22 protein-coding genes are annotated in these 24,389 nt (G+C 35.2%); 7 read left to right on the top strand and 15 right to left on the bottom strand.

Going from position 1 to position 24,389, the window contains the following annotated elements; translation table 11 throughout:
- Position 1: 1 nt before the first annotated feature.
- From LNP22_RS02460 to LNP22_RS02445, 4 genes are all read right to left on the bottom strand, one after another.
- A complete protein-coding gene (locus LNP22_RS02460; protein ID WP_229975133.1) occupies positions 2-823 on the bottom strand; it encodes a thiol-disulfide oxidoreductase DCC family protein in 822 nt (273 codons plus the stop codon).
- Positions 789-1,532, bottom strand: coding sequence for a YqjF family protein (locus LNP22_RS02455; protein WP_229975132.1), 744 nt, complete (start codon positions 1,530-1,532; stop codon positions 789-791). Before LNP22_RS02455 ends, LNP22_RS02460 begins: the two co-directional genes overlap by 35 nt.
- 2 nt (positions 1,533-1,534) lie before the next feature.
- Positions 1,535-1,864, bottom strand: a complete 330-nt coding sequence (locus LNP22_RS02450; RefSeq protein WP_229975131.1) for a hypothetical protein — start codon at positions 1,862-1,864, stop codon at positions 1,535-1,537.
- Between the two features lie 67 nt (positions 1,865-1,931).
- Positions 1,932-2,435, bottom strand: coding sequence for a GbsR/MarR family transcriptional regulator (locus tag LNP22_RS02445; protein ID WP_210667299.1), 504 nt, complete (start codon positions 2,433-2,435; stop codon positions 1,932-1,934).
- 347 nt (positions 2,436-2,782) lie between these two features.
- On the opposite strand from LNP22_RS02445, the gene LNP22_RS02440 reads away from it, so the two are divergent.
- Positions 2,783-4,582 (top strand): hypothetical protein, encoded by a 1,800-nt coding sequence (locus LNP22_RS02440; protein WP_229975130.1) that lies wholly within the window; start codon positions 2,783-2,785, stop codon positions 4,580-4,582.
- A 1,038-nt stretch (positions 4,583-5,620) separates the two neighbouring features.
- Here LNP22_RS02440 and LNP22_RS02435 read toward each other — a convergent pair.
- On the bottom strand, positions 5,621-6,280 hold the full coding sequence (locus LNP22_RS02435; protein WP_229975129.1) for a SanA/YdcF family protein: 660 nt from the start codon (positions 6,278-6,280) through the stop codon (positions 5,621-5,623).
- 84 nt (positions 6,281-6,364) lie between these two features.
- Positions 6,365-8,392, bottom strand: a complete 2,028-nt coding sequence (locus tag LNP22_RS02430) for a M3 family metallopeptidase (RefSeq protein ID WP_229975128.1) — start codon at positions 8,390-8,392, stop codon at positions 6,365-6,367.
- 222 nt (positions 8,393-8,614) lie between these two features.
- Between LNP22_RS02430 and LNP22_RS02425 the strand changes: the two genes are divergently transcribed.
- Positions 8,615-9,283 carry a hypothetical protein gene (locus tag LNP22_RS02425; RefSeq protein WP_229975127.1) on the top strand — a complete coding sequence of 223 codons (669 nt, stop codon included), beginning with the start codon at positions 8,615-8,617 and terminating at the stop codon, positions 9,281-9,283.
- Between the two features lie 180 nt (positions 9,284-9,463).
- On the opposite strand, the gene purE is transcribed toward LNP22_RS02425, so the two are convergent.
- From purE to LNP22_RS02390, 7 genes are all read right to left on the bottom strand, one after another.
- Positions 9,464-9,949, bottom strand: a complete 486-nt coding sequence (purE, locus tag LNP22_RS02420; RefSeq protein WP_229975126.1) for a 5-(carboxyamino)imidazole ribonucleotide mutase — start codon at positions 9,947-9,949, stop codon at positions 9,464-9,466.
- 79 nt (positions 9,950-10,028) lie between these two features.
- The gene (locus LNP22_RS02415) at positions 10,029-10,616 is read right to left on the bottom strand and encodes an HNH endonuclease domain-containing protein (protein WP_229975125.1); all 588 of its coding nucleotides are present in this window, start codon (positions 10,614-10,616) and stop codon (positions 10,029-10,031) included.
- Entirely contained in the window at positions 10,616-11,938 is a 1,323-nt protein-coding gene (locus LNP22_RS02410) for an AAA family ATPase (protein WP_229975124.1), read from the bottom strand. Before LNP22_RS02410 ends, LNP22_RS02415 begins: the two co-directional genes overlap by 1 nt.
- Positions 11,939-12,017: 79 nt before the next feature.
- Positions 12,018-13,181, bottom strand: coding sequence for a 5-(carboxyamino)imidazole ribonucleotide synthase (locus LNP22_RS02405; protein WP_229975123.1), 1,164 nt, complete (start codon positions 13,179-13,181; stop codon positions 12,018-12,020).
- 126 nt (positions 13,182-13,307) lie between these two features.
- Complete coding sequence (locus LNP22_RS02400; protein ID WP_229975122.1) at positions 13,308-13,859, bottom strand: hypothetical protein; 552 nt, start codon at positions 13,857-13,859, stop codon at positions 13,308-13,310.
- A gap of 23 nt (positions 13,860-13,882) precedes the next feature.
- The gene (locus LNP22_RS02395) at positions 13,883-15,973 is read right to left on the bottom strand and encodes a TonB-dependent receptor (protein WP_229975121.1); all 2,091 of its coding nucleotides are present in this window, start codon (positions 15,971-15,973) and stop codon (positions 13,883-13,885) included.
- 5 nt (positions 15,974-15,978) lie between these two features.
- Entirely contained in the window at positions 15,979-17,253 is a 1,275-nt protein-coding gene (locus LNP22_RS02390) for a PQQ-dependent sugar dehydrogenase (protein WP_229975120.1), read from the bottom strand.
- Positions 17,254-17,436: 183 nt separating this feature from the next.
- On the opposite strand from LNP22_RS02390, the gene hpt reads away from it, so the two are divergent.
- Together hpt and LNP22_RS02380 are read left to right on the top strand one after the other, a co-directional pair.
- On the top strand, positions 17,437-17,967 hold the full coding sequence (gene hpt / locus LNP22_RS02385; protein ID WP_229975119.1) for a hypoxanthine phosphoribosyltransferase: 531 nt from the start codon (positions 17,437-17,439) through the stop codon (positions 17,965-17,967).
- Positions 17,968-18,044: 77 nt separating this feature from the next.
- Entirely contained in the window at positions 18,045-18,617 is a 573-nt protein-coding gene (locus LNP22_RS02380; RefSeq protein ID WP_210667310.1) for an adenylate kinase, read from the top strand.
- Positions 18,618-18,659: 42 nt separating this feature from the next.
- On the opposite strand, the gene LNP22_RS18430 is transcribed toward LNP22_RS02380, so the two are convergent.
- Positions 18,660-18,785: a hypothetical protein gene (locus LNP22_RS18430; protein WP_255670713.1), complete on the bottom strand. Its 126-nt coding sequence runs from the start codon at positions 18,783-18,785 to the stop codon at positions 18,660-18,662.
- A gap of 34 nt (positions 18,786-18,819) precedes the next feature.
- Between LNP22_RS18430 and LNP22_RS02375 the strand changes: the two genes are divergently transcribed.
- A complete protein-coding gene (locus LNP22_RS02375) occupies positions 18,820-20,094 on the top strand; it encodes a hemolysin family protein (protein WP_319616422.1) in 1,275 nt (424 codons plus the stop codon).
- 153 nt (positions 20,095-20,247) lie between these two features.
- Entirely contained in the window at positions 20,248-21,249 is a 1,002-nt protein-coding gene (gene obgE, locus LNP22_RS02370) for a GTPase ObgE (protein WP_210667312.1), read from the top strand.
- Positions 21,250-21,360: 111 nt separating this feature from the next.
- On the opposite strand, the gene LNP22_RS02365 is transcribed toward obgE, so the two are convergent.
- Complete coding sequence (locus LNP22_RS02365) at positions 21,361-21,891, bottom strand: outer membrane beta-barrel protein (RefSeq protein WP_229975117.1); 531 nt, start codon at positions 21,889-21,891, stop codon at positions 21,361-21,363.
- Positions 21,892-22,204: 313 nt separating this feature from the next.
- Here LNP22_RS02365 and LNP22_RS02360 point away from each other — a divergent pair, with 313 nt between their 5' ends.
- Positions 22,205-24,349 (top strand): S46 family peptidase, encoded by a 2,145-nt coding sequence (locus LNP22_RS02360; protein WP_229975116.1) that lies wholly within the window; start codon positions 22,205-22,207, stop codon positions 24,347-24,349.
- Positions 24,350-24,389: the final 40 nt, after the last annotated feature.

Raw genomic sequence — 24,389 nt, 5'->3', positions numbered from 1 at the left:
TTTATAAATTTAAAATTAATAGTAGCGCAATTATTCTGTAAATGACCCAAGTGTAAGATAAGTAAAAAGGAAGATTTAAAATTTTAATTCTTCTAAAATGCTCCATAAACATGATTAAAACGGTACTTGCAAACCAACCTAAAATTAGATTTTCAGGTAAAATTATAACTTCATTCAGCAGTAGGATTGGCAGTAAAATAAGAGAACCCATTAAAGAAACAGTCATCAAATTTCCAGCATAATTGATAATCGTTTTTTTGTCTAATTTGAGAAGAAATATACTTTGAAAAACAATTTGTCCTAACGCTAAAATGAGTTCTCTTAAAACAGTTGATTTTGGCAAATTCGGAATCAAATTAGAAAAGGCAAATAGTGCAAAAGTCGTAATCATTAATGCAAATGCAATAAAAATAAATCTGTATTTGTAATTAAAATCCGGGACACATTGCAATTTGTTTGCTTCTTTTATTTGGCTAGGAATAATTACTTTTCGATTGTAAGAAACAAAAGAATACAGTTTTTTTAGAAAATATTTCACGGGTTTTACACTCCCGATTTTTTCTATCCATGGAAATGAAAATCCTATTACTTTAAGCAAACTGTCAATTCCGTAGGTCACTGTTTTGGTTTTGTTGTCTACCAAAGCAATTTCATTTGCTGCACGTTTTATGTCTACAAAATTTTGTTCGTCTTCAGATAATTGGCAATAAGGTTTTCTTCCGTTTTCATCTAACATACCCGTTTTTACAAAGCCCTTTGTATAAACTTGACACAGCGGACAGTCTTCGTCATAAAGTAAGGTTTGGTTTTGTAGCGTTTTCATAACGTTTGGTTTTTTTATTTTCGACTTTTGTTTTTGATCCCTTTGCCAATAAAACAGATAGCGGTTTCGCATTTTGTAAAATTTCGAAATCACTGCCATAATTTCTTTTAAAATCTACCTTGAGCATGAAGTTTTTAACTTCTAGTTGTTTCCATCTCGGATGTTTTACTTCGTACTCAAAGGTTGTATTGTCGTTGTATTTGGTGTAACCAAAGTAATGCTCTGTTATAAATTCGGCTTCAGAATTTACCTCAATTTCTTGCGACTCTTTGAATGTTTCAAGTTGAATGGTATTCCATTTTCCATCTACTTTCCATTGATAATTAAAAAGGGTTGTGTTCTCCTTTTCAATAATTCTATGTCTCATTTTACAAGTTTCGTAATGTTCTTTATACAAACCATTGGCTATAAAAGTGATGGCCTTTTTGGGTACAATTTCTTTTATAAAAACAACGCCTCTTTTCCATTCTCCATTATCGAAATGTTTTACATAAAATCTAAGATTGACCTCCTCAAAATTGATGTGAAACGGAAATTTAATACCTAAAATTTTCGTTTCTTCAAACATAAAACCAACTACGCTCACGTAACATTTGCCATTCCAAAAGTCAATTTCTGTTCCAGCGGGAAGGTATTTTTTTAGTAATTGAGGATCAATTTCATAATTTATTAAGGCTAAGTTTCTCCATTGTGCGTTTAAAAAAGTCATGATTATTGTTTTTTATAGATTATTATAGAAAGATAGATAGCTAATATTGGCGGGACACTTAATAGGATATAGTTTATCCAATCATACAAACCTACTTTTGAAATTATAAATAATGTTGCAAAAAATGCAATCACTGCAATTATATAAATTCGAAGATTTTTGTCATTTGGTTCGTCTTGCAGCATTTTTATGCCAACAATTACTTGGAATAATCCCGTTAAAGTGGTTGATAATAAACCAAAGCAAAGAAAATCATTATCAACAAAACCTATTAAGCATAAAGCAATTGGAAAGCCAACAAAAAAGTAATTTAGGTAGTTTAGATTTTTCATAATCACTAAGTGTTTTAAACTTTCAGAAAAAAATGAAAGTTTTAATTAGATTTTTTTAGTTCGAAATTTATTTCATGATTTTTAAAACCAAACGTCCCAGCCAATTTTCGTTAAACTCCGTCATTTTGTCTAACATATTGTCTGCTTTCAAAACAAAATCATACAATTTAGAGGTTTGATCGACAAAGTGTTTCTCTTCAGCAGAATCTTTAGATTCGATAGAGGAAACTTCTTTTAAGATTTTGAGCGCAGGTTTGATTTCTCTTTTGCTTCTTTCTCGGGCAATTTTTACGGCTAATTCGTCTAAGTCTTTTTCGGCCGTAAAAAACTCTCTTCTTTCGCCTGCTTTGTATTCTTTGTAAACAATTCCCCAATCCATTAAGGCTCTTAGGTTCATGCTGGCGTTCCCGCGCGAAATTTGCAATTCCTCCATGATGTCTTCCATCGAAACGGCTTGGTTCGAAATCATCAATAAAGCATGAATTTGCGCCATGGTTTTATTAATGCCCCACTGAGAGCCTAATGCCCCCCAGGTTTGTACAAACTTATTTTTTGCTTCTTTGAATTCCATAGAGCAAATGTAAGTAAAAGTTTTTAAACTTTCAATAATAAATGAAACTTTATTAAAAAAGTATATCATTTTGGTTGTTAAACCTTCAAACAAAATCGTTTTGCATCATCTTTCCTTTTGCTTGCAACCAAAAAATCCTCTCTTGTACCATTTTTTTATTCGAGTATAAAGCTAAAAGATACTTTTGGTGTACAAAATGTAAAAACATTTCGGGTTATCTCCGAAGGTGTTTTTTTTAGCACCATTATTTTCGATAGTATTTATCAACTATCGTAAAGTGTAGCACAACTAATCAAGAAGTTTCACATTCAACCCAAAAACAACAAACCAATTAACAACAACACATTATGAAAAAAATAACAATAAAAAGTATAGCGCTACTTATGGGGCTGCTTATCATTCTTTTTCTGGGATGTAAAAAGAAAGATTTAGTAGCCAATGTCGATTCGGACTATCAATATCTTCCGCAGGATGTAAAACAATCTTGCACCGTTTCTGACGCTGTATTTAATTCCTGGTTTGCAGGAAAAAAAGCAACCGAAAACGGACTGGTGTCACCTGCCAACAGTGTCACATTTCCGCACAATAACAATTGCGATTTCTACCAATGGTCTGAACAGATGTTTTTATGGATTACCTCTCCGTCTTCCGGCCAATATGGTAATAAAGGAACCATCATGGAATCGCCAGTTTTTTACAATGTTTCTCCTCAAGATCCAGTTACAGGAAAACGCAAGCTTACTGCGCACCAACCTAATGTTTTGTTGAATGCTGCTAGTACGATCAATCAGAGTGGCCCTAACAGATTGCCTGTTTTGATAGACAAGTCTGGAAAAATGTTCGAAATTGAGTCTCAAAAGAAAGATGAGAAAGTAAAAAATGATGCCAACAAATTAGTTCTACTCGGCAGCGTAAAGGCCGATGCAAAAGGCATTCATTCTTTTCTGGATACCAAGGGCAACATTATAAAAAAACCAAAACCTGTTATTGATAGTAAAATTAAACCATCAGAGGTTGTACAAGAATTCAAAGTAGGTGCTAAATCAATTTTTCTTGATTCTAACGGCAACGAAGTAGAGTCAGAGCAAGGACAAGCAGGTTCTCACGGCGCTCTAATGGGCGAAAACCAATCGCTAGTTTACTACATAACAATGGTCAATGATGTTTATGCTTATTATCTCACAGGTGTTAATGAAGGCAAACTCAACGGCAATCAATTTCCAACTACCGCCTCAGCAAGAGATAGTATTCTGGCATACGCAAAAACCAAAGGCTGGGCCACACCTCCAGATGCAGACGCACTCGCAATGGAAATTAAAACATCATGGGTAGAAGTCAAAGACTTGCCGAATCCAGAGACTTATGTAACCATCGAGGCCACTATTCCTACTTACGACAAAACAAACCCAAACAAATGGGTAGAAAATGGACAAACTACTGCAAAACTGGCTTTGGTTGGTATGCATGTCGTGGGCAGTGTTGCAGGACATCCTGAAATGATCTGGGCCACTTTCGAACACGAAAAAAATTCACCTAATAGTGCCTATGCTTATGTAGACAAAAACAATAAAATCAAGCAAGTTGCAGCAGATACTGGCAAAGGTTGGCTTTTTAATGGCAATGCCAACGATACAACGGGAGCACAAAACATTCAGAACATGAGAGTAAAAGACAATACAATTCTTATCACCAATGCTGCTCTCACCAGCCCAACAGCAAGAAGAATTATGGCTTGGGGTGTTGCCTCAAATACGCCTCCTAATGCCGAAGACAAAACTCCAGCAGATTCTAATAGTCAAATTATCTCGATCAACAATTCCGTGCGCAGCAAGCTAGTAGGCAACGACATCAGAAAGAATTACTTACTCATAGGCGCTACATGGACTTTTGGTGGAGCCGCACCAAACGGAAACGTATATCCTTATGGAGGCACGAATGGTGATGCGATCGGCACAGGACAATTATCCAATAGCACTATGGAAACCTATGTCCAGTCTCCGTCATCTGCCTCTACAGAACAAAATGCGATTTCTTGTTTCTCTTGCCACAGTAATAGCAATAATAATGGCGTGCTACCAGATGATTTAAGTCACATTTTCGAAGATCTATTACCGTTACCCGCCAACAACAAAAGAGTCATAAAATAACACATAAGCAACACATTCGTTGGTGAAATACCAATCGTTAAAATTGCAATTTACAATAGAAACGAATTTTCATTTTTATCATTTAAAATTGAAGATTGCTTTCTAGGGCTGTCACCATACCGATAAGAGGGCTATAGTACTTTGTGCATATACGCCCTCTTTTCGGTATGCTGTCGGGCTATCCGCGCTACTTCGGTAGCTTGCTACTATCCCTCATCCAAAACGACACGATACTTTTTGGGAGTTTTATAGTAGGTTTCAAATTTCAGAAAAACCTCTTCCTTTTTTTCCTTCCCACTACAAAAAAACCTTTTTCTATACAGTAATAAGAACTTTGCATACGGTCGAATGCTACTTTACAGTTGTCAAATCCAACTTGCATACGGTAGAATTCTACTTTACAGTGGTCAAATCCAACTTGCATACGGTCGAATTCTACTTTACAGTGGTTAAATCTAACTTGCATACTGTCGAATTCTACTTTACAGTGGTCAAATCTAACTTGCATACGGTCGAATTCTTTTTTACAGTGGTTAAATCATACTTGCATACGGTAGAATTCTACTTTACAGTGATTAAATCTAACTTGTATACGGTATAATTCTACTTTACAATGGTCAAATCATGTTTTCAGTCGCTCGAATCATGTTTTCAGTCACTCAAATCAAGTTTTCAGTCGGTCGAATCAAGTTTTCAGTCGGTTAAATCAAGTTTTCAGTCGCTTGAATCAAGTTTTCAGTCGCTCGAATTCTTTTTACAGTGATCAAATCAAGTTTTCAGTCGCTCGAATCAAGTTTTCAGTCGGTCGAATTCTTTTTACAGTGATCAAATCTAGTTTTCAGTCGGTCGAATTCTTTTTACAGTGATCAAATCAAGTTTTCAGTGAGGAGAATTCTTTTTTACGAAGACTATAATTAAACCGAAGACCAAACAGGTTTCTAAAACCTGTTTGGTCTAACTAAAAGAGAAGTATTTTTTATACAATATTATCAAATAAAAAAGGCCAGAACTCATAGCATTGCGTTCTGGCCTTTTGTTTTATCGTTTGTCCTCTTTAGAATAATTAGACAGTCCGTTTATATCTATCGGATTGCCTAAAAAATGAGGGTCCCGATCTCGTAAAACATCAAAAAAAGCTTTAAAAACCGAAAGGTATTCTCTTGTCGTAACATATTTGTAACCCAAATATTCGCCGGAATTGGCAGAATAGCCAACCGATTTGATGCCGAGATTTTGCCCGATATAAATTGCCCGATTCAAATGGTATTTCTGAGAGATGAGGGTCGCTTTTTTAATTTTAAAAATATGTTTGGCACGATACATCGTAGAGTAGGTGTCAAAACCAGCATAGTCAATAAATATTTTGCTTGTGTCTACTCCGTGTCTAAAACAGTAATTTTTCATCACGGTTAGTTCGTCATATCCTTCACGGCCATTGTCTCCCGAAAGCAAAATTTTATTAATGCGCTTTGCTTTATACAGTAAAATTCCGGCGTCAAGACGATCCTTCAAATATTTGCTGGGCTGATCACCATTGATGCCCGCTCCAAAAATAATTCCGACATCATTTTTAGGAAACCTTCTCATCGAGTTGTACACATGCTTTTTGGTCGTTGACTTCACATATAAGTTAATCGACACAATGGCGATCAATCCAAGAATAGCGATATAAAAGAGTATTTTTAAGTATTTTTTCAAATTTTATTGGTTTTAAGCATGAATACAAAAGGTTTTGGCAGCACAATTGTAAATTTTGATTTTGCAGGCACAGGCTATTTTGCCTTAAAGAAGTCCAGCACGTTTCAACAAAGCTTCCGGTTTTGGTTCTTGCCCTCTAAAACGTTTGTACAAAATCATCGGATGTTCTGTGCCTCCTTTTGAAAGGACATTTTCTTTAAATTTTGTGGCAACTTCAATATTAAAAATCCCTTTCTCCTGAAAATAGTCAAAAGCATCGGCATCTAAAACTTCTGCCCATTTGTAGCTGTAATATCCAGAAGAATAACCACCCTGAAAAATATGCGAGAAAGCGGTACTCATGGCGTTTTCTTTTACGTCAGGATACAATTGTGTATTGGCAAATTGCTCGGTCTCAAAAGTTTTTAAGTCGGTAATGCCTGTCGGATCCTGACCGTGCCACGCCATGTCTAATAATCCAAAACTCAACTGTCGCAACGTTGCCATTCCTTCCTGAAAGCTCGCACTTTCCTTGATTTTTTGTACATATTCTATTGGAATAATTTCTCCTGTTTCGTAGTGATTGGCAAACAAAGCCAAGGCTTCGGGCTCGTAACACCAATTCTCCATAATCTGACTTGGCAATTCTACAAAATCCCAGAAAACAGAGGTTCCTGACAAACTAGGATAGGTGGTGTTGGCCAGCATTCCGTGTAATCCGTGACCAAATTCGTGAAATAGGGTTGTTACTTCATTAAAAGTCAATAACGATGGTTTGGTTTCTGTTGGTTTGGTAAAATTGCAGACATTAGAAATATGAGGCCTTTCGTTGATGCCGTCTTTTATATATTGCGATTTAAACGAAGTCATCCAAGCGCCGTTTCGTTTTCCTTTTCTCGGAAAAAAATCGGCGTAGAAAATCGAGACTAAATTATTTTGAGCATGAGTTACTTCATAAGTCGTTACTTCTTCGTGGTATTTGTCAATGTCAAATACTTCGGTAAAGGTAAGTCCGTATAATTTTTTGGCAACTGTAAATGCTCCGTTTAACACTTTTTCTAACTGAAAATAAGGTTTGAGTTTTTCATCATCTAAATTAAAAAGCTGTTGTTTTAATTTTTCAGAATAGTACGCACCATCCCATTTTTCTAACTGTTCAATTCCGTCTAAATTTTTCGCGAAAGCGGACAATTCTGTAAATTCTTTTTGTGCGGCAGGTTTTGCTTTTGCTAATAAATCATTCAAAAAAGAAAATACTTTTTCAGGACTTTCGGACATTCTTTCTTCCAGAACAAAATGAGCATGGGTTTTATATCCCAGCAAATTGGCTCTTTCAAAACGCAATTTGGCTATTTTTAATACATTTTCCTGATTGTCAAATTCGTTGTTCTGAAATCCTCTCGCTCCAAAAGCAATCGCCATTTTTTTGCGCAATTCACGATTGTCGGCATACGTCAAAAAAGGAATATAACTTGGATGATCCAAAGTGAAAATCCAGCCTTCTTTTTCCTGGTTTTTAGCCAGTAATCTTGCCGCCTCAATTGTGCCTTCAGGCAAACCTGCTAAATCTTTTTCATTTGTTAAATGCAATTCAAAGGCATTGGTTTCTGCCAAAATATTCTCTTCAAATTGTAGTTTTAATTTAGATAATTCTTTGTCAATTGCTCTAAGTTTATCTTTTTTGTCTTCAGGCAAATTGGCTCCGTTTCTAGAAAAGCTTTTGTATTTTTTGTCTAAAAGCGTGGTTTGCTCGGGAGTTAAATTGAGTTGTTCTTTTTGATCGTAAACGGCTTTTATTTTAGCAAATAAAGCAGCGTTTAGTGTAATGTCGTTTCCAAATTCAGATAATAAAGGCGAAACTTCCTGAGCAATTTTCTGCATTTCATCGCTGGTTTCGGCCGAATTTAAATTGAAGAAAATACTCGAAAGACGATCTAGAATATCACCAGAGAAATCCATCGCTACCACTGTGTTCTCAAAAGTAGGTGCTTCTGGATTGTTGACGATGGCATCAATTTCGGCTTTAGCCAAAGCAATTCCTTCTTGAAAAGCTGGGGAATAATCTTCTATTTTAATTTGAGAAAAAGGTGCTGTATCGTGCTTTGTTATAAATTTTGAAAGTAATACGTTCATTTTGATATTATATTTTTTATGGATTGAAGTCAAAATATTGAATTCCAAAGATAACAATTTATAAAAATGTAATCATCGATATGGAATTGATTATTGGCATAAAATACTCTTAAATTGTGTTATAGATTTGTTATTTATTGCTGTAGTAGATATTAAAAGCGTAAATTGAAAAAAAACGATTTAGCAGTATAAAATGCTAATCATAAATTAAATAAAAAAAGGATGAATTATCAAGTTGTAATCAAGAATATAGATACGGTAAATGAAGTAGAAGGATATTGGTCTGATGAAGATTTTGTTGTTTTATTACAAAAATTCAATTATCCGGATGGAGCTACAGCCGAGAAAAGCACTTTACCGGAATTATTAGAAATGGCCATTTCGGATTATGAACCTAACGAAGCTGCACAGATTGTATTAGACTATAAATTGGGAGAGGAATTAAGTGAAGGACAGATTGAGCAGATATCAAACAACATGTTAATTGATAAAGTGTGTGAGGAATATCCGGAAATACACATGCAAGGCAGATTATTTCATGTCAATCAATTGCTTTTTAAAGCTTACAATGGGAAATTTCCAAATGCAAAAGCTTCTGTTGTGCATTTCTCTATGACACCAACTAATGGTGAAGTACAAAAACTGACAGCCGAAAATATATTGAAGTTGTTGAATAATGGTTTGTCTGACAGAAACCTGATTAAAAGGTTGTTTGAAAATCAAATGTCTCAAAATATTCCGTTTCCTGAAGCAGAAAGTATTATCTGGGAATTGACAACAGAAGATGATGTAAACTATAACCTGGTTACTTCTGAGAATTGGATCAATAAGGATGATGTGATAGCATCTGAATTTGAATCTGTTTTGGAGCAAATTGAAGATGAAGCATAATTAAAAAAGACCCTAAAAACATAAAGGCTTCCTGTAATGTGAAGCCTTTGTGTTGAAATATTCATATTATTTTTATCCTGCAAGGTTTTCAAAACCTTGTAGGTGTTTTAGAAGTATTAATTGAGCTTTATAATCATACTTACAAGGTTTTGAAAACCTTGTAGGAATTGGAGAAATACCTTATCTCTTTAAGCCATCAGCGGCTTTATTTACTGCTGCTTTCAGCTCTTCTTTGTAGGCAATAATCGTGTCAAGTACTTTTTTGTCGTGACTTCCAATAATTTGTGCTGCTAAAATTCCAGCATTTTTTGCTCCGTTCAAAGCAACGGTTGCAACCGGAACGCCACCTGGCATTTGAAGAATCGACAAAACCGAATCCCAACCATCAATTGAATTGCTTGATTTTACAGGAACACCAATTACAGGAAGCGGCGACATCGAAGCGACCATTCCCGGTAAATGCGCCGCACCACCAGCTCCTGCAATAATTACCGAAATCCCGCGGGTATGTGCATTCTTGCTAAAATCGAATAATTTTTCCGGCGTTCTGTGTGCCGAAACAATATCAACCTCAACTTCAATATTAAATTGTTTTAATATGTCAATAGCATCCTGCATGACTGGCATGTCTGAGATGCTTCCCATTATAATGGCTACTTTGCTCATGTGGTTTTTTTTTGTTTTGTTTAAAACTGTTTTTTTTGTTTCATGTTTCAGGTTTTTGTTGAGACTGAAAACGGTTTGTTTATTCTATTTCTGGAATCAGATCCCAAATATGAACATCAAATTCTATTTCTAAACTTCTAATAAATTTGAGTTCGATTGGGCTTTTTTGAATTATTTTTTGAAAATATATTGTTGGACTGTCGAAGTAGTTCATCAATTCTTTGCATAATTCAATATATTTTTTTCGTTCGATTGATAAATCGTAATCGTCTAATTTTAATAGTTTAACAAGATGTTTTGCCTCATTATCCTTTTCATCTGTAGCTTCAAAAAGTTTTAATTCCTTATTGTATGAGATTCTATCTTCAAAATCATCATTCAATGGCGATAATGAAGGTTGAAAATCAGTCCATTTATTTGATTTTTCCTTGTTCCATTGTGATTTGCAAAGGAATAGATTTAAATAATTATTTCTTTCACTATAATCTTGAGAAGGATTAAAATGATCTATGTCTTTTTGATCAGTTCTTCCTAGATAAGTTTCGGTATAAGAACAAAAACCTTTTTGTTCTTTGAAAAGTATTTCACGAAGAATTGAATTATCTCCACCTTTTTTATATTCAATATCTTTTGCTAACGAATTTGAATGTTTAGTCTGCTTTCTCATTAAAACTTATAGGCATTTGCTAAAGAAAGGATTTCTTCCAATAATTTGTCTTTTTCTTCATCATCATTTGCAGAAGCTAGAAGTTTTTTTAAATTTCTATATCTTTCAAATGCTTTTATTCCTTTTTCATTCATTAGAAATTCTAGATCGAAATCATTCTTCAACATATCATTTGGATCATCTCCAATTGGAGAAATTCCTCTTCTAACAGCAACCTTTCCTTCTTCATCAAAATATAAAATGAATCGTTCTTCTGGCTCAAATGAAGCGGCAATAAACGGGGAATGAGTAGCAACTATAAATTGTGCTTCTGGAGCAAGTTTTTTATAATAATCCATTACTTCCATCTGAATATTTGGATATAATGAGCGTTCGGGCTCATCAATTAAAATAATAGAATCTTTTGTTTCTAGTGAATATAATGGCAATGAAGTTAGTAGAAGTTGCTTGGTTCCTGTACTTGTATCTTGAAATGGAATGATTTCATCTATTCGCTTGTTTTTTATAGGTACTGAATATTCTGTGTTTACTAAATCAACTTCTAAATTTAAAAGCTCTAGAATATAATTAAATTCTTTTGCAAATGATTCTAATCTATTTGGATTTTCCTTTTGCCATTTATTAAATTCTACGCTCAATTTATTCACATCATGAATAAAACCATTATGGATTAATTCAGACATTTTTTGAGTAAAGTTTTTTCGGTAATTTAGATAATCTACTAACAGATGAAGCCAAATTTTCGTGTCCACATTATCATTAAATAATAACCCATAATTTTCTTCCATTAAAAAAAGGTTATCTCTATGCTGAAATTCTTGTTTAATAGCGTTAAGTTGGTTACTATGTTTTTCTATTAATTCGATTGGGTTAGTTGAAAGAAAATTTATGTTTTGATCGGATACTAAATTCGCTTTAAAGTAAAAAACATCTTTTTTATCTTTTTTTGAAATTAAACTAGTTACTTGTCCGCCTCCACTATTAAAATCATTTCTATAGATGCGGTTTCTGAAAGAAACTTCGTTATTTTTTAAATGAAAAACATCACTTTCTATTAAGAAGGTAACTTCGCTTTTATTTAGATTATCTTTTAATCTGAATATTTGACCGTTTATAAGTTCTAAATTTAAAAGATTAATAGAATGATCATAAATCAGTTGTAACAATCCAGTCTTTCCAGTAGCACTCTGCCCAATAAAACATATTTTGTCTAATGGTTTTCCTCTTTTTTCTTCAATATGGAAATCTTCAGGATAGGTAAAATCAAAATCTAGATTTTCTAAATGTCTGAACTGATCGATATGTAATTTTGAAATTTTCATTTATTGAATTTTTACAAAGCTAATTAATAAAGATTGAAATAAAGTTAAGTTTTTCTAGTGGCTAAAAACAGATCACTAATTACTTTTTACTAATCACCCGAATCGTATTCTTAACTTCCTCCGCAATTCGTCTCGCCTCGGCCATATCTTCGTTGACGATGGTGACGTGACCCATTTTCCTGAAAGGGCGCGTTTGTTTTTTGCCGTAAATGTGAGGTGTAACACCATTCCATCCTAAAATGGTTTCGATGTTTTCGTAAATAACTTCTCCGGAAAAACCTTCGGCGCCCACTAAATTGACCATAATTCCGGCAACTTTGCTGTCGGTATTTCCTAAAGGAAGATCTAAAATGGCACGCAAATGATTTTCGAATTGTGATGTATAACTGGCTTCGATAGAATAATGTCCTGAATTGTGTGGGCGAGGAGCAACTTCGTTGACCAGAATTTCATCATCGTGGGTCTGAAACATTTCGACAGCCAGAAGTCCGACATGATTGAATTTTTCTGAAACATTCAAAGCAATAGCCCTGGCTTTTTGAGCTACTTTTTCATCAATTCGGGCAGGACAAATTACATATTCTACTTGGTTGGCTTCTGGGTGAAATTCCATTTCGACCACAGGATACGTTTTGATTTCGCCTGACGGATTGCGGCAAACAATCACAGCCAATTCATTTTTAAACGGAATCATAGTTTCGGCAATGCATTCTACGTTAGGCAAATTGTCTAAATCTGATGTTTGACGAATTACTTTTACGCCGTTGCCATCATAACCAAATTCGGTACATTTCCAGACAAAAGGCAAGTTGATTGTAGAGTGTTGATTAACGATTGCTGATTTTAGATTTTCGAGATTCTCAAATCTTGCAAAGGGAGCTGTAGGTATATTGTGCTGCGCGTAAAAATCTTTTTGAACTCCTTTATTCTGAATGCCTTTTAATGTTTTTGGCGAAGGATATATTTTTAGGCCTTCGTTTTCTAATTGTGTCAGTGCTTCCAGATTGACCAATTCGATTTCAAAAGTCAAAACATCGACTTGTTTTCCAAAATTGTAAACCGTTTCATAATCCATCAAATCGCCTTTGAAGAACTGATTGCAGGCAATTTTACTCGGGGCTTCATCGCTCGGGTCTAAAACATAAGTCTGTATGTCAAATTTTCGAGTGTCAAACAAAAGCATTTTGCCCAATTGTCCGCCACCTAATATTCCTAATTTAAAATCAGAAGAAAAATAATTCATTGTAGTTGTATTTCTGCAAAGATAATTTTTAATCTTTTTTTTGCCACGAATTTCCCAAATTTCATAATTTTTTTCACTTATTAAGTTTTAAATTGACTCAATTAGTCTAAATCTGTGGCAAAAAGGCTATTTTATTTTTTTCAAAACTTCTCTGGCAACGGCTTTGTACGCAGCAGAATGAGTGTGATATTCTTTGTTGAGGATAATTTGTAACTCAGGATGAATCCAATTATGATGATTTCCTAGGATATACAACGTTCTAATCGAATAGGCTTTTGTGGCCACTTTTACGTCTGTGATCAGCCAATCAAAAGATGTTTCGATGCATTGCTGAAGGTTTTTTTCTGAAAGGGCAATGCTGTTTTCTACCTCCTTATAATGTGATTGTACCAGGAGCTGCATCACTTTTGCAAGAGGCCTAATAGCACTTTCGTCTTTTATATGAGGAATATTTTCGAAAAAGAAATTAAGATGAGGTTGCAACCAAATAAGCTCCCGGTAGGATATAAATTCTAAAATCCAACAGGCTTTGTGGTGCTTTTCATGATTAGGATCAAAACAAATCTGAACCAGTTCGTCAAAAAGGTGCTTGTTTTCTAAGATTTCTTGCGAAACTTTCAAGCGGCTCTCTCTACATGCCTGTACAGAGTTTAGTTTTATTTGCAGTTCAGAAGGCATCTTTTTTTAAATTTAATAAGCATCTAAAATAGGTAATTTAACGAAATACTGCCATAATAATTTACAGGAAGTCCGGGATAATAATATCGTGGCTCAGCGTTTCCAACAGCTGTCGCATTGGGCAAAATTAACGAAGCATATTTTTCATCCAGCACATTATTTATGCCTGCTGCCAAATGGGTAGTCAGCTTTGGAAGTATCTCTAAACGGTATCCAGTTTTTAGGTTTACGACCTTATAAGCGTCAGAGTAAGCGGTATTTGCATCGTTCATTGGAATTTCGTCTACAAACTGAAAATCGGCGGCAAAATAAAGCCCTGAATTACTGTTCAAACTCAATCCTGCATTGGCTTTGTTGGCGGCAACTCCGGTTGGTTTATTTCCCGAAAAATCATTTCCGCTATCGATGAATTCTTTAAATTCATAATTTCCAAGGGAAGCTGAAACATAAGATATCATCCATAAAGCAGAATTTATGTTCCAATTGTGTTTTGCTAAAACTTCGATACCTTCATGAAGTGTTTTGCCAGCATTTATGCCCACATATTGATCATCGCCAATGCGTTTTGCTACAAATAAATCTTTTATTTCCATTCGATATAGAGAAAATTCGACATACAGATTTTTATTCAAAAAATAATATTTTCCCCCTGCTTCAAAATTATAACCATTTTCGGGTTTTATATCCGGATTGATGGTTCCTTCACTCGTAAGCGTTTCTTCTGTAGCCGGCAACGAAAATCCCCGGCTTGCCGAAAAATAAAAGGTTTTTTGTGTATTTGGCTTGAATAAAAGAGAAAGTTGCGGCGAAAAAATACCGCTGTAAGCATATTTCTTAATCGTATTGGTATCGTAATTCTCTATTTCAAATTGTGTTTTGTTATAATTTAGCCCCGCTTGAAACTCCATTTTTTGAGAAAGTAACGTTCTTATTTGCGAAAAAACATTGTAAAAATGCCTTTTCTGTCCCGTTGCCGCCAGTTGATTTCCTTGTAAACTACCTAAACCATTATTTTGCTGATACCAATTTTCAAAAGTATTTCCTTTATAATTATCTGAAAAATATTCTATTCCCGCAATAAATTGATTTTCTGTTTCTCTGATTTTAAAGTTTCCTGAAAACTGTGATCTTGCTCCGGCAGCAAAAGTATTTTGCAGCAGAACATCAAAAGGACGAGGCTCATTACTGTCCTTATAATTGATAAAAACAGAGGTCGCATTGTTTAGACGATCATTAATTTTAAAATCATACGCCAATCCTCCCAAAACCGATTTGTATTCTTTATATCCTTTTGAAGCAGCCCAAGTAGGTGCCGCAAGTCGCGGATTTGTCTCGTATACCGTCTTGCTGATCGAACTCGGTATGTACGCTTTCACGTAAGTGTAATTTGAAAAATAAGTAAGTTGGCTATTTTGCTTTTTGAATAATGCTCCCGCAAGCGTAATTCCCTCACGATGGTACGCGCTATTTTGTCGCCATCCGTCGGTTTCCAGTTTATGATAACTGATATTTAAACTTGAATGCTTTTCATTTAATGCATAATTCAGACTGTTTTTTAAGAGACCAAAAGAACCGAAAACGGTACTGATCGAGGTATTTTGCCCTTCGGTTTGAAAAAGCTGAGGTGACACTAAAATAGCACCGCCCAAACCTGCGCCATAAATACTCGAAAGCGGACCTTTGATAATCTCGATCTGACTAATGCTTTCTAAGTCGATGTCGTCAATGACCGTTTCGCTATTGCCAGATGTCAGCGGAATACTGCCGTAAAAAGCCCTTATTTTGTTGGTGCCATATGTGGTTCTCGCTCCAATACCCCGAATAGAAATGCGGGTGGTGGTAAAGTTAGACGATTGCATCAGCACACCCGGAATTGTATTGAGAACGGTGCTTATATCAGTGGTATTGTTTTGCAGCAATTCTCTTTTTGATAAAATGCCAACAGCGGCGGGAGTATTTAATAAGTTGCTGTCAAGATGCAGCGAACTTATAATAACTTCTTCGAGTTTTTCTCCTTTGATAGTATCATTTATTTTGCTTTCTTGTTCCTGTGCGATAATGTTCTGAGAAACAATCAGCCAGGAAATAAGAAAGTAGTGTTTTTTTAAAATCATACCTATTATTTGTTTGCCGTAACTTTCCAAACGGTATTTCCGCTGTCGTCATTGACAAGAAGCGAACCATCATTCATAACGGTAACGGCAACAGGTCGGCCATAGACTTCGGCTTTGTCTTCATTGGAAATAAAACCTGTTAGAAAATCCTCTGGTTTTCCGGATGGTTTTCCGTTGGCAAACGGTACAAATATTACTTTGTAACCTGAAATTTTTTCGCGATTCCACGAGCCATGCTGACCGACAAAAATTCCGTTTTTATACTTTGCAGGAAAGCTATTTTTGTTATAAAAAGCCAGTCCCAAAGAAGCCGTATGAGCGCCAACTGAAACATCTGGCACGATTGCTTTTGCAGCCAAATCTTTGCGTTCTCCTTTCATTCTGGGGTCTAAAATATTGCCATAATACGAGTAAGGCCAACCGTAAAATCCATTGCGTTTTACGCTGGTGATATAATCGGGAACTAAATCATCGCCCAGATCATCTCGCTCGTTAACTGCTGTCCAAAGTTCATTGTTTACGGGATTCCAATCCATTCCAACAGGATTTCTAAGTCCGTCAGCATAGATTTTTTCGCCAGTTCCATCGGGATTAATTTCCAGAATAGCGGCGCGACGTATCTCTTTATCCATTCCGTTCTCGCCAACATTACTTCCTGAGCCAACAGAAACATAAATTTTGGTGCCGTCAGGATTTGCAAGTAGATTTCGTGTCCAGTGATTGTTGTAGCCGCCTGCGGGTAGTTCGAGAATTTTTACGCCCTGAGTTGTTAGTTGTAAAGGATTGTTTTGATAAGGATAGCGGTACAATCCATCTGTGTTGGCAATGTAAAAAAAGTCTTTTAGCACCAGCATCCCAAAAGGTTTGTTGAGATCTTTAATAAAAACTGCTCTGGTTTCAAATTTCCCGTCTTTATCCGTATCTCTAAAAATAGTGATCTGATTTTTACTGGTTCTTGTTCCGCTTTCAACCACAAAAATATCATTGTTGGGTGCTATGTATGTCCAACGAGGATTTTCTAAACCATCAGCAAATTTAGAAACCGTAAATCCTTGGGGTGCTTTGGGCATAAGTCCTTCTGGCCACTTTACGACACGGCTCGAATTTCTGGCAGATTCTGTAGCATAAGGTGGTGGGAGCGTAATGTTGCCTACAGCTGTTTTTACAATATTTCCGGGCTGTGTGGCCAAAGTTTCTTTTGCTTCTTTTTTTACCTGGCCCATGCAGGCACTCATTATCAGTAATAAGGAAAGAGACAATATGGGTGTGGCGTTTTTCATTTCAATTTTAAGTTAAAAGTTTTAAAGACAACAATTTAATGATTTAAAAAATAAATTTAAGGAAAGATTTGTAAATATTAAGTGATATTTAACATTCTGAAAAAAGTATCATTACAATACAATTTGATCCGTACAGTTTGGTTGTAATTCTGTATCTTTGCACATTATTTTAAAGAGAAAATAATGATACAACTTCACGATAAACAATTTGTTCCGTTTATTTCGGCTACAGAAATTGATTTTGCTTTGACCAAAATCGTTGCTCAGGTAGAAGATGATTTTGCAGATGACACGCCCATTTTTGTGGGGGTTCTTAATGGCGCATTTATGGTTGTTGCAGATTTTTTAAAAAAATACAAAAGTCCTTGCGAAGTTTCTTTTATCAAAATGGCTTCTTACGAAGGCACAAGCTCGACCAATACGGTAAAGGAATTGATCGGAATTAATCAGGATTTAACAGGCAGAACCGTGATCATCATCGAAGATATTGTCGATACAGGAAATACTGTCGAAGAATTAAAACAGCTTTTTAAAGCCCAAAATGTAAAGCATTTTAAAATTGCTACCTTGTTTTTTAAACCGGAAGCGTACAAAAAAGACATTAAAATAGATTATATCGGAATCAGGATTCCAAATAAATTTATAGTAGGCTACGGACTGGATTACAACGGATTAGGAAGAAATTTGAACGAAGTCTATAAATTAGCCGAATAATTAGAAACACAACATAACTACATATTCATTTTAAACTTCTTTCATAAAAAATAGAAGTCACAACACTTACTCATATTATGATTAACATTGTTTTATTTGGAAAGCCAGGAGCAGGAAAAGGAACTCAGGCAGAATTTTTAAAAGAAAAATACAAATTAACACATCTTTCAACAGGAGATATTTTTCGTTTCAATTTAAAAAATGATACTGATTTAGGTAAAAAAGCAAGAACTTTTATGGACAATGGAGAATTGGTTCCTTGCGAAATTACCACAGCAATGTTAATTGACGAAGTAAACAAACATCCAGATACACAAGGGTTTTTGTTTGACGGATATCCAAGAACGTTAGATCAGGCCAAAGCGCTGGATCAGTTTTTGCCAACAATCGGGTCAAGTGTTACGGCTACAATTGCCCTCGAAGCCGATGACGAAATTCTAGTGGCACGTTTGCTAGAAAGAGGAAAAACCAGTGGAAGAGTTGATGATCAGGACGAAGAAAAAATTCGTGTAAGATATCAGGAATATAACGAAAAAACGGCTCCGCTAATTGGGTATTATAAAGAACAAAATAAGTTTTATGCCGTAAATGGTATTGGGACTATCGAAGAAATTACAGAGCGATTAACGTCAGTTATAGATAATTTGTAGAAGCTTTTTCCAGCTGTACGTTGCAAGTCCTCGCTAAAAAAACTATTTTTCTAAACCATAAAACGAGCTTCCGCTGGTCGCTGTTTTCTGGCTAGAAAAATTAGTTTTTTTGGCTCCGGGCTTTTCTCTTCCATCTGGGCTAGAAGCCACCGGAGTTACGATTACCATTAACGAATCAAATTAATAACGAATCAACTAAAAATTGGAAATACTAATTATATTTTTTCTGATATTACTAAACGGGGTGTTCTCAATGTCTGAGATTGCACTAATTTCGGCCAGAAAAAACCGACTGGAAACAGCGGCAAAAAAAGGCAACAAAAGTGCCAAAATAGCGCTCGATCTCGCCAACTCTCCAAATAAATTTTTGTCAACAGTACAAATCGGAATCACCTTAATCGGAATTTTAACGGGTATTTATAGTGGCGACAAAATCACAATGGATGTTGAAGTCTTCGTAACCGGATTTGCATTTTTAAAACCCTACGCACATACCGTTGCCGTTGGGATTGTTGTAGTGACCTTGACGTTTTTCTCGTTGGTTCTCGGAGAGTTATTACCAAAACGTATTGGTTTAAATTATCCTGAATCTATTGCAAAAGCCGTGGCATTGCCCATGAAAATTGTTTCGATTATTACAGCACCCTTTATCTGGTTGTTAACGTCTTCGACTGATTTTTTACTAAATATCCTTCAAATAAAACCAAGTGCTGACGGTAGAGTTACTGAGGAAGAAATAAAAGCGATCATCAAAGAAGGAACAGAAGGCGGAGAGGTACAAGAAATTGAGCAGGATATCGTAGAACGTGTTTTTCATATTGGCGACAGAAAAGTAAATTCGCTAATGACACATCGCAAATCGGTAGACATGCTGCCCCTAAATGCTGATAAAGCCAGAATAAAAGAATTGGTTTTGATGGATTTACACACTGTTTATCCAGTGTATAGCGACAACTATGATGATATTGTGGGTATCGTAACCTTAAAAAATATATTTGCCAATATCGAGAGCGAACATTTCGATTTAGCAGCAATCATGACCGATCCTCCTTATTTAATGGAGCAGACAACGGCTTACAAAGCGTTGGAGAATTTTAAAAGAACCGGTGTGCATTATGCTTTGGTTTCTGACGAATATGGTGTTTTTCAAGGAATTATTACCTTAAATGATATTTTGGAAGCTTTGGTTGGCGATGCATCCGATTTTTATAAAGATGAATTTCAATTGATCGAAAGAGAAGACGGTTCATGGCTGGTTGACGGACATTATTCGTTGCACGATTTTCTAACGTATTTTGAGTTGGATGAACTCACAAACGATTATGATGTAAATACCGTAAGCGGCATGATTATGACCGAACTTTCACATATTCCGAAAGAAGGCGAGAAATTAATCTGGCAAAAATTTGTACTGGAAGTATTGGATATGGATGGTGTAAAGATTGATAAAGTGTTGGTGAAAACACTTAAAGAATAGAGAGAATTTGTTTCAGGTTTAAAGTTTCAGGTTGGTTGATGTTGCGTTAACTTGAAACATGATACATGAAACTATTATAAACAAAAATAGAAGGACGATTTAATTTTAGTTTTTAATCTAAAATCTAAAATCTGAATTCTGAAATTCAAAACAATGACAGAAGGAAATTTTGTAGATTATGTTAAGATATACGTTTCTTCCGGAAAGGGAGGAAAGGGATCTACACACTTACATAGAGAAAAATTTATTGAAAAAGGTGGGCCGGACGGTGGTGATGGTGGTCGCGGCGGACACGTATACTTGGTTGGAAATAAAGGTCTTTGGACATTGTTTCACTTAAAGTTTGCCCGTCACATAAAAGCAGGTCACGGTGGCGATGGTGGAGGAGACCGTAGTACAGGTGCAGATGGAGAAGATAAATTTATCGAAGTGCCTTTAGGAACGGTTGTAAAAGACAAAGAAACGGGAGAAACGTTGTTCGAAATTACCGAAGACGGTGAAAAAAGAATTCTTTCGAAAGGAGGAAAAGGAGGTTTAGGAAACTGGCATTTTAGAAGTTCAACCAACCAAACACCAAGATACGCGCAGCCCGGTTTACCAGGTGTAGAAATGGATGTTATTTTAGAACTTAAAGTATTGGCCGATGTTGGTTTGGTAGGTTTTCCAAATGCTGGAAAATCAACTTTGTTGTCTGTATTAACGTCTGCAAAACCTAAAATAGCTGATTATCCTTTTACTACTCTAAAACCAAATTTAGGAATTGTGGCTTACAGAGATTATCAATCGTTTGTAATTGCTGATATTCCTGGTATTATAGAAGGTGCTGCAGAAGGAAAAGGTCTTGGGCATTACTTTTTGCGCCATATTGAGCGTAATTCTACTTTACTATTTTTGGTTCCAGTAGATACGCCAGACATCAAGGGAGAATATGATATTTTGGTCAATGAGTTAACCAAATACAATCCTGAAATGTTGGATAAAGAACGTCTTTTGGTAATCTCAAAATGCGATATGCTAGATGATGAACTGAAAGCCGAGTTAAAAGTAGAACTTGATGTTGCTTTTAAAGATATTCCATATATGTTTATTTCTTCTGTGGCGCAACAAGGGCTTACAGATTTAAAAGACAAGCTTTGGAAAATGTTGAATGAGTAGAAAAATAAAAAACCCGACAAAATTGTATTTTGCCGGGCAGCACTAACTATCAAAACTTCAAACAAAAAAACAAAAGGCCGTTTTTACGGTCTTTTGTTTTTTGAGGGTTATTTATAGTGCAAAGTTTTTAGAGATTCCGATATTAAATGTTTTTCCAAAATCAAATCCAATGCTTTCTCTTCTGGCATCATTGCGGCCATCTATATTGTTGTAACCAACTCCGCCAATAGAAAAATTTAAACCAAAACCTTTTTTCATATTTATAAATAAGTTAGGAACAAGAGTAGCGTACATACCTTTTGCATTATTTAAAGATTCGTTTTGATACCCAGCTCCAAGGTCAGCAAATACAGAAAATGTCTCAGAAAGTGGTTGCGTATAACGTAAAAACCCTCCAACTTTGTAATTTTCGGTTTTTTCAGACCAATCGGTATCAACACTAGCGATCGATCCTTCAATTCCTGCGGTCCAGTTGTCTGTAAATTGATATCCGACTTTTGGGTTAAATTCGAAAGAGGTTGATTTTGCTTCTCCAACTTTATCAGATGAAAATCCAACGTTACCACCTACCAGTACGGAACCTTTTTGTGCGCTAGCCATTCCTGATATAATCAATGCAGCACTTAATAATAATTTTTTCATTTTGTTTATTTAATTAATTTCTGACAAAACTAAACAAAACAATATTGTAAGAAAATAATTATTTGTTAATTTTTTATTGAAAGTTAATTTTTACAAAATCAATAAGTTTTTAAGGAAAATTTTCTTTTAATTTTTGAAAGTTTTAGTTTTCATAGTTTTAAATTACTACGAAAACGGTTTCTTCTTTTTTATTCCGTAAATATTGATTTCATAAAATTGTCTCATAATAGATCGTTTATATTTTGTTTTTAGGTGTTCTGCACTGGTTTTACTGAGAAAATGAATTATATTCGCATAACTAAAATAAATAAACATGAAAAAAATAATTTTATTCTTAACAATGTGTCTTATGGCTTTTCCTGTAAGAGCCGATGAGGGAATGTGGTTTTTGATGTTCATCGAAAGATTGAACCATAGGGATATGGAAAAAATGGGTCTGCAATTGACCGCTGAAGAAATTTACAGTATCAATCATCATAGCTTAAAAGATGCTATTGTACAATTTAACGGAGGCTGTACTGCCGAAATTGTATCTAAAGAAGGATTGGTACTTACGAATCATCACTGCGGATACAATGCAATTGCTGAACTTTCGACAGCAGAACAAAACTATTTAAAAGATGGGTTTTGGGCTAAAGAAAAAAGTGCCGAAATGAAACCAAAATCATTATACGTTCGTTTCTTCGTGCGTATGGATGATGTTTCTAAAAGAATTTTATCAAAAGTAAATGATAAAATGACGGAAACAGAGCGAAATAAAATCATTCAGCAAGAGATTGCATTGATCGAAAAAGAAAATAACGAAGGTGGAAAATATACCGTTTCTGTTCGTCCTTTCTTTCAAGGAAATGAATATTACTATTTTGTTTACCAGGATTACACCGATGTTCGTTTGGTAGGGACCCCTCCGGAAAGTGTTGGTAAATTTGGTGGAGATACAGATAACTGGGAGTGGCCACGTCATACAGGAGATTTCTCAATGTTTAGAGTATACGCTGATAAAGACGGAAATCCTGCAACTTATTCTAAGGACAATGTGCCATTGCAGCCGAAACATTATTTACCGGTAAATATTAAAGGAGTAAAAGAGAAAGATTTTGCCATGATTCTGGGTTATCCTGGAAGAACGAATCGCTGGATGCCAGCGGGCGGAATTGAGCAAAATGTTAAATATGCTTATCCTGCTTGGGTTGAAGGTGCAAAAACCGGAATGGACCAAATGAAAAAATATATGGATGCCGACGCAACAGTTCGTTTGCAATATGCTTCAAAATATGCCTCGACTGCCAATTATTGGAAAAACCGTAAGGGTATGATTGATGCTTTGACAAAAGCAGGAACTGCAGCAACAAAAGAGGAGCAGGAAGATAAATTTTATGAATGGTCGACTAAACCTGCTAATAAGGATAAGTACGAAAATGTAATTCCTACTATCAATGAATATTACAGAGCGACTAACTTAAAAGCAACTCACGATAATTACTTAATGCAACTTTTGCGTACGTCAAGTTATGCAGCAGGACCAGCAAATTTAGGAAATGCATTGATTACTTATTATAACGAAAATGATGCTAAAAAAGCCGAAATGTTGCCTAAGATTACTGCCATGATCGACAATATTTATGGCGATTTTTATGCACCTCTTGAAAAAGATGTTTTAACGGCACAATTGAATTTATATGCTGCAAAAGCGTCTGAATACGGGTTGGCTCCACAAATAGCAAAAATGAAATCTGAAAATAACGGTGATTTTACTGCAGATGTTGCAAAAGCAATCGAAATAAGTTATTTCTCAACCAAAGAGAAAGTCGTAGCTTTTATGGCAGATCCAAAACCATTGGCCATTGTACACGATCCTTTGTATATTATTTCTAATGATTTACTAACAAAATACCGTACTAAAACCGCAGACCAAACAAAATCGGATGATGATTTTGCAACTGCTTATCGCAAATTGGTAGAAGGTTTTAGAGAATCAAAACTTAATGCCATTCAATATCCTGACGCCAACTCAACTTTGAGATTGACGTACGGAAAAGTTCGTGCTTTACCAGCTGACAATCGCAACGATGCGAAAATAAACAATTATACTACCATGGACGGTATGGTAAAAAAGTATAAAGCAGGAGATCAGGAATTTGATTTGCCAGCTCGTTTGTTAGAATTGAACAAAGCCAAAGATTTTGGCCAGTATGCAGATAAAAATGGTTACATGCCTGTAAATTTCCTTACTGATAATGATATCACAGGAGGAAATTCAGGATCGCCAGTTCTTAACGGAAAAGGAGAATTAATTGGTGTTGCTTTTGATGGAAATATCGAAGCAATGGCAGGAGATGTAATTTTTGATCCCAATTTACAAAGAACCATCAACGTAGATATTCGTTATGTACTTTGGCTGATCGATAAATACGCCGGGGCAAAAAATATTATTGACGAAATGACGATTGTAAAATAATTCGATCTTTGTTCTAAAAGCAAACCCGACACATTTCAAA

This window comes from Flavobacterium flavipigmentatum, assembly GCF_020911905.1.
Lineage (GTDB): Bacteria > Bacteroidota > Bacteroidia > Flavobacteriales > Flavobacteriaceae > Flavobacterium > Flavobacterium flavipigmentatum.
The sequence above is the reverse complement of the archived record's forward strand: the minus strand, read 5'-3'. Positions and strand labels throughout refer to the sequence as shown.